Source organism: Hydrogenoanaerobacterium sp. (genome assembly GCF_032017025.1).
GTDB lineage: Bacteria > Bacillota > Clostridia > Oscillospirales > Ruminococcaceae > Hydrogenoanaerobacterium.
This window is the reverse complement of sequence record NZ_DALZQO010000026.1, coordinates 27,658-36,602: the sequence shown is the minus strand read 5'-3', so window position 1 is coordinate 36,602 and position 8,945 is coordinate 27,658. Positions and strand designations below refer to the sequence as shown.

Here is an 8,945-nt window from a genome sequence, read left to right as displayed (position 1 = left end):
GGCTGCCAAAAGCCGCGCGGTTTTTCGTGCAATCTGAGTGCAAATTTTGTATTTTATGGTAGAATATAAGATGAGGTGATGCGGGTGATCTTTTTGGAAGTCATGCTGGAAAGCAAGACACAGGAATATAAATTGCAGCAGATTCATGACAGCTACAAATCGTCTATGTTCAGCATTGCATATGCCATTCTTCACGACGAAGGCCTTGCGGAGGATGCCGTTTATCATGCGCTCGAAAAAATAATTCACTATTTAGAAGAGATAAATGATATTTCTTCTAACAAAACACGCTCTCTAATCGTTATATTAGTAAAGAACTGTGCTATCGATATTCTGAGGCAGCGTCAAAGGCAGGATGCGATGCTGTTTGAGGATATTGATGAGCTTATCGATGATCGAATTTCTCTGGAGGAGTTTATCATCCAAGAGGAATCTTACTCCAATATGAAGCAGATGCTGTCGAGAATGGACGCAAAATATGCGGATGTGCTGGTACTGCGTTATATCCACGGATATAAAAATGAGGAAATTGCAGATCTGTTGAGCATTAGCAACGGCAACGTACGCTTCCGTTTACATAAGGCGAAACGGCTGTTATTGGGGATATTATCGGAGGTGAATGCGGATGAGCAGTGAGCAGCTCAAGCAAAAAATATTTGAAAATATGATTGAGGTAGCCGTACAAGAGCATTGCGATGAGCTGGCAGACATGCTTTTGCCGGAAAATCGCATGGCTTCTCCGCATCAATTTTCGGCGGAGTTTAATAAGCGAACCAAAAAGCTGGTTTTAGCAGAAAAACGGCAGCAAAACAAAAAGCACAACCGTAAAGCGGCAAAAAAAGCTGCTGCAATTGTTCTTGTGGCGTTTATCGGGTTATCCGTAGCGGCTATGAGCGTAGAGGCTGTGCGCACCACCGTAATCAACTTCTTTGTATCGGTGCAGGATGAATACACCTCTGTAAAAGCCGACAGCACCGATTCTGAACCCATTCAGCAGATTTCCGAGCGTTTTGCGGGTAAGCTACCTACGTACATTCCGGATGGATTTATAATCAAGCAGGTGAATGAATATGAGAAGTCCCTTGGTTTGACCTACGAGAAAAACAACGGAGATAAAATACTGTTTTCAATTCATATGGGAGCTAATGATGTTTCATTTGATACTGAAGATGCGCAGATGAATGAAATCAAAATCAATGGAAAAAAAGCTTTTATATCCGAAAAAGCTACAGGTATGGTGTTGCTAATGTTTCATAATGAAAATGCCTATCAATTGTCTGGGAATATTGACCAAAAAACTGCTGTAAAAATTATGCAAAGCATAGAATCGTAAAAAAAATAGATTTTTGTCGAAAAACCTCTAACAAAACCCCCTTCAAATTCGTTTTTTATCATGAAAAGAATTTTAAGGAGGTTTTTCTTATGAAAAAATTAATTTCGGTACTTTTGGTGGTTGTTTTAATGGTGGGCATGTCTGTCAATGCCTTTGCAAGGTGGAGCACGATTAGTTCAATTGCAGGGGATTTGGACATTGCATCTTCCGGTAAAGCATCAGTAGTTGGGCAGGTAACCTCATTCTCTGCGGATGAATTGAAAATTGGAATCAGTCTTCAGCGGAATGGCAGCGAAATAAAAACCTGGTCTGCCAGCAATGTGGGACAAATAGTAGAAGCAACCGGTACCTACTATGTAACCAAAGGGTATTCCTATAAAATAGTGATTACCGCACGCGCCTACATCGGCGGTAGCCTGATGGAAACCGCTACCAAGACTATTGACTACGGTTACTTTGGGTAAAATCTAAAACAATTATATAATTATGAACCCATGAAAAACTACAGTGGAAAGCAATTATAATATCTACAGCTTTGACCTGCGCATTTTCGCTATTTGTTCCCGGAAATCTAAGTGCAGATTTAACCATGTATCATTACGGCTTACCGTTTCTCAGCATCCCATCTGATTACACTTTAAAAATGGTTGACGGTTTTTTGCCTTTATTTTGTAAACATCAGATTAATTGTATTTATGATTGATGTGTTGACTATTTATGCCTGATCTTAGGCTTGAAACATTTTTATTACAAAATAAAAGTAATGCTCAAAAGAACCTAAATCATTTATAGCGACTCCAGTTAGAAAGATCGTACTTTTCTGGAGTGCTACAGTTTACGGTATTAATGTAGAGCGAGCAGAGACTTGCTTTTAATAATAACAGGTCTCTGTAGCTCTATCATTTTGGGTTGCAAAAGCTTTATTGAACTGTTGCGGAGGGGTAAGTGGAGCACCAATATATAATAGCGTGAACCAAGTCGTAGGAATACATACTCGGGGGAATTCGAATAATGTAGGTGGAACATCTACCAAAGCTCTCCACACCGCAATCTCTGGTAAAGATGATAGAGTAGGATAAAAACATTTTTTACTAATTTGATTGGTGTTGCGGAGAACAAAGCAAGCATAAAAAGTTGTTAAACTATTTTGTTATATTCTTAATATCCTTATATTTAGCGATAATTCTGTAGATAAACCCATTATCCCACATAGTTATCAGTACAATAAGCTCCTGTTTTTCAATAATGGCTTGCTTTGTTCCCCTCTATACATAAAAAGAACCCCACCCCTTCGGTTCAGAACGATGACAGGCTGAACCGAAGGGGTGGGGTTCTTTTACAGCAATTGCGTTTACCTTTCTAAGGGGTACGCTGTAACGGTATCAGCCTTGAAAAGCCGTTTGCACGGTAATTCATCTTGTCGAGTATGGTATATAATGGTATAATTCAATTAGAAAATGCAAGGGGGACGTCGTTTTGAACAAGGCTGCATACAAAAAACTGGGGAAGCCCTCGCTTAAATGGGAGCTGATTGGCATTGTGCTGGCATGCTGGATTTTGCCGGTGCTGATTATTGTGGGTGTGCTCGGGTACTACATCAACAACAATATCAACAGGCAGATTATCAATACCATCAGCACATCGGTAGATAATGCGGTAAAAACCAGCAAAAGCCGAATTGAGGCTGCGGTGGTAGCATCGCGCAACGCGTCGTATTACCCTACCGTCAAGGCAGCGTACTATGCCTTTCAAAACACAGGGGATTATGTTGCGCTGTATGGTAAGGTTTCCTCGTTTTTATCACAGCAATACAAATATGATGATAAATTCCTCACTACGATGCTCTATTACGTCGACGAGCCCGGCCGCATTTACTATACCTTTAACGACAGGGATTCGGGCAGCTATTCAGGCGTCCGCAGATATCAAGAGAATGTTCATGAAGCGGTACAACAAATTTCGCAGACGCTTGGCACAAAAGTAGAGTTTCTAAATGTAAACGGTAATATCTATATGGTGCGCAATATTCTCGATTACAACCGGTTGTTTGAGCCCTATGCTGTCATTGTTATGGAGCTCAACCCCGAGGTGATGTTTGATGGCATCAAAAACGTTGTGTGGGAAACAGGAGCCACAATTTGGCTGAACAACACCTCGTTGGTTCTGGGCGGAGAGCCATTTAACAAGGATGTAAAGAAATTTGCTTTTGAAAACGGAAAAAGCACGTTTCAGGATTACCAAGACCTTTCGGTTGTTTCGGGCATGGAGGATATGCAAAGCTGCCGCCTAAGCTACGCGGTAGGTGTCGACCGCCTTTCGCTGATGCAAGAGCTGTCGGGTTTTAAGTCTATGTTCATCGGCATGCTGGTGCTCATTATTCCTCTTTTGGGGCTTGCAATTTGGTTCTTCTACCGCACGATTTCCTGCCCCATCGACAGCCTAATCAGTGCTGCCAGCAGGATTGAAGGCGGAGATTTGGGTTATCAGATCAATTCTGATTTGCATAATCAGGAGTTTCAGTACCTAACCGATGCATTCAACAGCATGTCTGCGCGGCTGAAATACCAGTTTGAGCGCATCTACAGCGAGGAACTTGCCCTGCGAGATGCGAAAATTATGGCGCTGCAATCACAGATTAACCCCCATTTTCTCAACAACACGCTGGAAATCATCAATTGGGAGGCGCGCCTTGCCGATAACATCAAGGTCTCGCGTATGATCGAGGCACTTTCTACCATGCTGGATGCGGCAATGGACAGGAAAGGCAAGCCCGTGGTACGCCTTTCGGAGGAGATGATGTATGCCGATGCGTACCTTTATATTATATCTGAGCGGCTGGGGAAGCGCCTTACCGTAAAAAAAGAGATTGATGAAACCCTGCTCAACCAAAATGTGCCGCGTTTAATCTTACAGCCCATTATTGAAAATGCGGTGGAGCATGGTGTACAGACACAGCAAAAAGGCAATATCGTAATTAGAGTGTACAGCGAGGAGGATAAGCTGATTCTGGAGGTAAACAACGACGGTGCCATGACTGAGGAGGACGAACGGCACATTGCTCGCTTGCTTTCGCCCGATTACGATGCAAAAGATGAAAGCTCCAGTAACTTAGGTATTTGCAACGTAAACCTACGGCTTAAGATGATCTACGGCGAAAACAGCGGACTTACGATCAAAATGGACAATAACGGACATGTCGTGGCTAAAATTATAATTGACTCTGCACAATTGGAGCAATGAAATACAAGAAATGGCAAAACGGTCTATTATCTTATGAGGAATAACAGTGTAATATAATAATTACAAGAGATATCCACCTGAAGACAAAAAATTTATGGAGGTTGTATCATGAAGAGAATTATTGCACTGGTACTGGCCATTGTTCTTTGCACAGCTATGTTTGCAGGTTGCCAAAAGGCTCCGGCGCCGGCTCCTGCACCAAGTGAATCCGGCTCAAGCTCCGCACCACCCGTAGAAGAAAAGAAACCTGTTGAGCTTACGGTTGTTACCTCTTACAGCGCCGATGACGGCAACAGAGGCAACTATGAGAACGCATATAAAGCATATGAAGCTGCCAGCGGAAACAAAGTAAAAGATGCTTCCGGTACATCCAACGAAGAGTGGAAAGCAAAGATCATGGCAGACTTCGAGACAGGCGCAGAGCCCGACATCCTGTTCTACTTCAGCGGTGTTGACGCGAACAAGCTGGTTGAAAGCGGCAAAGTCGTTTCGATCGAAGAGATTCGCAAAGTATACCCCGACTACGCTTCCAACATGAAAGAAGAAATGATGGGTAAATCCCCTGTAGACGGCAAGAACTATTCCGTTCCTGTTAACGGCTACTGGGAGGGTCTGTTCGTTAACAAAAAAGTGCTTGCAGATTGCGGCGTTGCTGTTCCCGGCGCAGATTACACTTGGGATCAGTTTATGAAAGACTGCAAAACTATCGCTGACAAAGGCTATACCCCTATTGCTTGCTCGCTGCAAGAAGTACCTCACTACTGGTTTGAATTCTCCACCTTTAACTTTGGTACAGTAGCAAACCATGCAACTCTGCCTACATCTTCCTCCGATGAAGCCGGAAAAGCTTGGGTCTCTGGTCTCAACGACATCAAAGCTCTGTATGAGGCTGGTTTCTTCCCGAAGAACACCACCACAGCAGGCGACGCTGAAACCTTCCAGCTCATGGCAGACAACAAAGCTGCTTTCGCAATCGATGGCTCCTGGAAAATCGGCTGGTTCCAAGAGAATGCAGCAAGTGTTGACGATTTCACAGTTACATATGTCCCCGCAAAAAATGACCGTAAAGCAACCGATATGATCGGCGGCCTTTCCATGGGCTATTACATCACCAAAAAAGCTTGGGATGATCCCGCAAAACAGGCAGCTTGCGTTGATTTCGTCAAAGCAATGACCACCGATGACGTTGTTTCCACCTTTGGCGCAACCGCTGTTACCGCTCTGAAAAACGGTACCACTGCACCTGCAAATGCAGATTCTCTCGTAACTGCTGCACTTGCTATGACCAAGGGCGCTACCGGTGTTGCACCTGCTGCACAGGATCTGCTCAATCAGGCAGCTCGTAATGCAATGTTTGCAGACGTGAAAAACGTTGTTACAGGCAAAACAACTGCAGAAGCTTCTATCGATGCAACTCTTGCAATCAAAGGCTAAATTCAACAAGGCATAATGAAATTGTGGAAAACCGGAGAGTTGAATATAGCTCTCCGGTTTTTTGTAAATCAGTAAAAAGGCAAACATCTATAGAGAGCGGTGAAACTATGAATTCTATGATCTATAAAAAGAAGGGCCCGCTTACAGTTTTTCTCGTTCCCGCGCTGCTGTTTATGACGGTGTTCCTTTACTACCCATTTATAATGAACATCATCAACAGCTTTTCAAATATCGCCGGCCTTGGTACTGCAGCAATGGGGGTAAATACCCCGTGGTACCAAAACTATGCAAAGCTTTTTAGCGACCCTAACATGAAAACAGCATTTGGGAACACCATGCTGCTTATGCTTTTGACAATTGTGTTTCAGGTTGGTATTGCACTGGTTCTGGCACTGCTTGTAGATAACATTCGTGTTGGTGCGCAGTTCTTTCGCACTGTGTACTTTTTCCCCATCGTTATTTCAGCAACTGCGCTGGGCTTGCTGTTCAACCTGATTTTTCTATATGACGGCGGCATGATCAACCAGATTCTGCTGAAGATTGGTATCATCGATGCCGGCACATTAATTGATTGGAAGGATGAAGGGCATTTTATGCTCACCATGCTTTCACCTGTCATGTGGCAGTATGTCGGGTTTTATTTTGTCATCATCGTTACAGGGCTTAACAACATCTCACCCGACATCTACGAGGCGGCCGAAATTGATGGTGCAGGAGGGCTAAAGCGTGTACGCTACATTGCCCTGCCGCTGCTGCACAATGTGCTGTGCACCTGCCTGGTGCTTGCGATCACCGGTGCGCTCAAGGTATTTGACCTGCCCTGGGTAATGATGGGCAGGGGAATCCCGATGGATCGTTCGTGGCTTACAGGTACCTATATGTACGAGCAGACTTTCAACGTGGGCGACGTCGACTACGGTTCCACCATTGCAATTGTTATTGTGGTACTGGGCGTGGTAATCTCACAGATTGCCAACCGCATCTTTAAAGAAAAAGATTACTAAGGGGGGAAAGACATGACAGGTACTGCAACCGCAAAGCCGCAGGTAAAGCAGCTCAATTTGCCAACTGCGGGCAACCGCAGGGCTTCTATCAGTAAGGTGATTATCTACGTGGTTCTTTCCCTTTGGGCATTGACTACGATCTATCCGTTTTTCTGGGTTATTATCAACTCTTTTAAGAAGAAAGGCCTTATCCGTTCCGATTCCTTTTCCATTCCCACAGGCAATGCCTTCACCATGGATAACTATAAAACAGCATTTGAACGTGTAGATATTTTTGGCGCTTATAGAAACAGCCTTATTATATCGGTAACGGTTACTATAGTTGTGGTGCTGCTGGCAGGCTTTGCGGCATACGGCTTATCACGCTATGAGTTTCGGAGTAAAAAATTTGTATACTCGCTCATCATTGCAAGCATGATGTTTCCTGTGTTTTCCACCGTCATCCCTGTATTTCGCATGATGTTTTCATGGAAAATAGCCAACACCGGTAACGTAGGGCTTTCGCTGCTCAGCGTAATTTTACCGCAGATAGCCGGAAACCTTTCGTTTGCAATTATTGTGCTGATGGGTTTCATCAGGAGCTTGCCCATCGATTTGGAAGAGGCGGCGTTTATAGAGGGCTGTAACATCTTTCAAATATTCTTTCGGATCATTGTACCTGTTGCAAAACCGTCGTTTGCCACAGTGGCGATTTTCACCTTTTTGTGGAGCTACAACGACCTGTTTACGCAGATGTTCTTCCTGCGTTATAAGGATTCCTACACCATCACACTCCTGCTCAACGAAATTAGCTCGCAGGCGGGTGTAAACTATGGTTTAATGGCGGCGGCAGTTGTTTTAGTGGTTGTTCCTGTTTTAATAGTGTACATTTTCCTCCAAAAGAATATAATTAAAGGTATGACAGCAGGAGCGATCAAGGGCTAAGGAGGTAAAATATGTACAAGGTGCTGCTTGTGGATGATGAATCCATTATTGTGGAGGGGCTTACACGCATTGTACCGTGGGAACGTTACGATTGCGAGGTAATTGGTTCGGCGAACGACGGAATAGAGGGTGCGCAGGCGATTCGTAGGCATAAGCCGGATATTCTGTTCACTGATATCCGCATGCCGGGAGAAGACGGGCTGGGTATGCTCGCAGGCATCAAATCTGAATTCCCCGACCTGCAGGTGACGGTGTTGACCGGTTTCCGCGATTTTTCGTATGCACAGCGGGCTATCAGGCTCGGTGTTACTCGTTTTTTACTAAAACCCTCTAAAATGGATGAACTTGAAGAAGCGCTCAGTACGATGACAAAGAATTTACAGCGCGTTGGTAAAACCGGCAAGCAAGCTGAGGAGCAGGCTCCGGCAAACCACAGTGAGGTTGCCAGCAGTTTTATTGTTCGGCAGGCAGTGGCTTTTATTGAAGAACATTGTGCCGAAAAAATATCTCTGTGCGATGTAGCCGACAAATGCTACGTCAGCCAGTGGCATCTCAGCAAGTTGCTTAGTAAATATACAAATCAAAGCTTTTACGATATTCTAAACGGTGCGCGAGTAGCAAGGGCAAAGGAACTGTTACATAACCCCGCACTGCGCATCAGCGAAATCTCTGAGATGGTAGGATACATGGACACCACGCACTTCTCGCGTATTTTTAAGAAGAGCGAAGGGGTTTCCGCCAACGAATATCGTAATTTGAAGATCGGTTAAAAATACTGCAAAAAAGCCTGTATTCGCTTTGAATACAGGCTTTTTCATTGGGTAGACACGGCGGATGACGTCCTGTGCCGCGTGCTCAAGCTGGATGCTCGAAATTGATGTTGGTGGCAATGGCCGTGGATGGCAGACAATTGGGTTGATTCCAATGTAATAAAACAGATTTACCGAGGACGAAATATTTGCTTTGTATCATTATCGTCGCCATTTACCTTTTATAAAAATAAGAAAAGA

The 8,945-nt window shown here is 44.1% G+C and carries 8 protein-coding genes; all 8 read left to right on the top strand.

Going from position 1 to position 8,945, the window contains the following annotated elements; all coding sequences use genetic code 11:
- Positions 1-84: 84 nt before the first annotated feature.
- The 8 genes from RTV33_RS13425 to RTV33_RS13390 all read left to right on the top strand — a co-directional run bounded on the left by RTV33_RS13425 (position 85) and on the right by RTV33_RS13390 (position 8,705).
- On the top strand, positions 85-636 hold the full coding sequence (locus RTV33_RS13425; protein WP_312645080.1) for a sigma-70 family RNA polymerase sigma factor: 552 nt from the start codon (positions 85-87) through the stop codon (positions 634-636).
- The gene (locus RTV33_RS13420; RefSeq protein ID WP_312645079.1) at positions 626-1,333 is read left to right on the top strand and encodes a DUF4367 domain-containing protein; all 708 of its coding nucleotides are present in this window, start codon (positions 626-628) and stop codon (positions 1,331-1,333) included. The genes RTV33_RS13425 and RTV33_RS13420 overlap by 11 nt, the downstream gene beginning before the upstream one ends.
- A gap of 89 nt (positions 1,334-1,422) precedes the next feature.
- Positions 1,423-1,797: a hypothetical protein gene (locus RTV33_RS13415; RefSeq protein WP_312645078.1), complete on the top strand. Its 375-nt coding sequence runs from the start codon at positions 1,423-1,425 to the stop codon at positions 1,795-1,797.
- 1,012 nt (positions 1,798-2,809) lie between these two features.
- The gene (locus RTV33_RS13410; protein ID WP_312645076.1) at positions 2,810-4,573 is read left to right on the top strand and encodes a sensor histidine kinase; all 1,764 of its coding nucleotides are present in this window, start codon (positions 2,810-2,812) and stop codon (positions 4,571-4,573) included.
- A gap of 108 nt (positions 4,574-4,681) precedes the next feature.
- Positions 4,682-6,007, top strand: coding sequence for an ABC transporter substrate-binding protein (locus RTV33_RS13405; protein WP_312645074.1), 1,326 nt, complete (start codon positions 4,682-4,684; stop codon positions 6,005-6,007).
- A gap of 107 nt (positions 6,008-6,114) precedes the next feature.
- Positions 6,115-7,011, top strand: a complete 897-nt coding sequence (locus tag RTV33_RS13400; RefSeq protein WP_312645072.1) for a sugar ABC transporter permease — start codon at positions 6,115-6,117, stop codon at positions 7,009-7,011.
- Between the two features lie 12 nt (positions 7,012-7,023).
- Positions 7,024-7,935: a carbohydrate ABC transporter permease gene (locus RTV33_RS13395; RefSeq protein ID WP_312645070.1), complete on the top strand. Its 912-nt coding sequence runs from the start codon at positions 7,024-7,026 to the stop codon at positions 7,933-7,935.
- Positions 7,936-7,946: 11 nt separating this feature from the next.
- Positions 7,947-8,705 (top strand): response regulator, encoded by a 759-nt coding sequence (locus RTV33_RS13390; protein WP_312645068.1) that lies wholly within the window; start codon positions 7,947-7,949, stop codon positions 8,703-8,705.
- Positions 8,706-8,945: the final 240 nt, after the last annotated feature.

Excerpts from the sequence above, each read along its gene's own strand:
- RTV33_RS13420 (WP_312645079.1), top strand. The coding sequence starts at position 626 with ATGAGCAGTGAGCAGCTCAAGCAAAAAATATTTGAAAATATGATTGAG.
- RTV33_RS13415 (WP_312645078.1), top strand. The coding sequence starts at position 1,423 with ATGAAAAAATTAATTTCGGTACTTTTGGTGGTTGTTTTAATGGTGGGC.
- RTV33_RS13405 (WP_312645074.1), top strand. The coding sequence starts at position 4,682 with ATGAAGAGAATTATTGCACTGGTACTGGCCATTGTTCTTTGCACAGCT.
- RTV33_RS13400 (WP_312645072.1), top strand. The coding sequence starts at position 6,115 with ATGAATTCTATGATCTATAAAAAGAAGGGCCCGCTTACAGTTTTTCTC.
- RTV33_RS13395 (WP_312645070.1), top strand. The coding sequence starts at position 7,024 with ATGACAGGTACTGCAACCGCAAAGCCGCAGGTAAAGCAGCTCAATTTG.
- RTV33_RS13390 (WP_312645068.1), top strand. The coding sequence starts at position 7,947 with ATGTACAAGGTGCTGCTTGTGGATGATGAATCCATTATTGTGGAGGGG.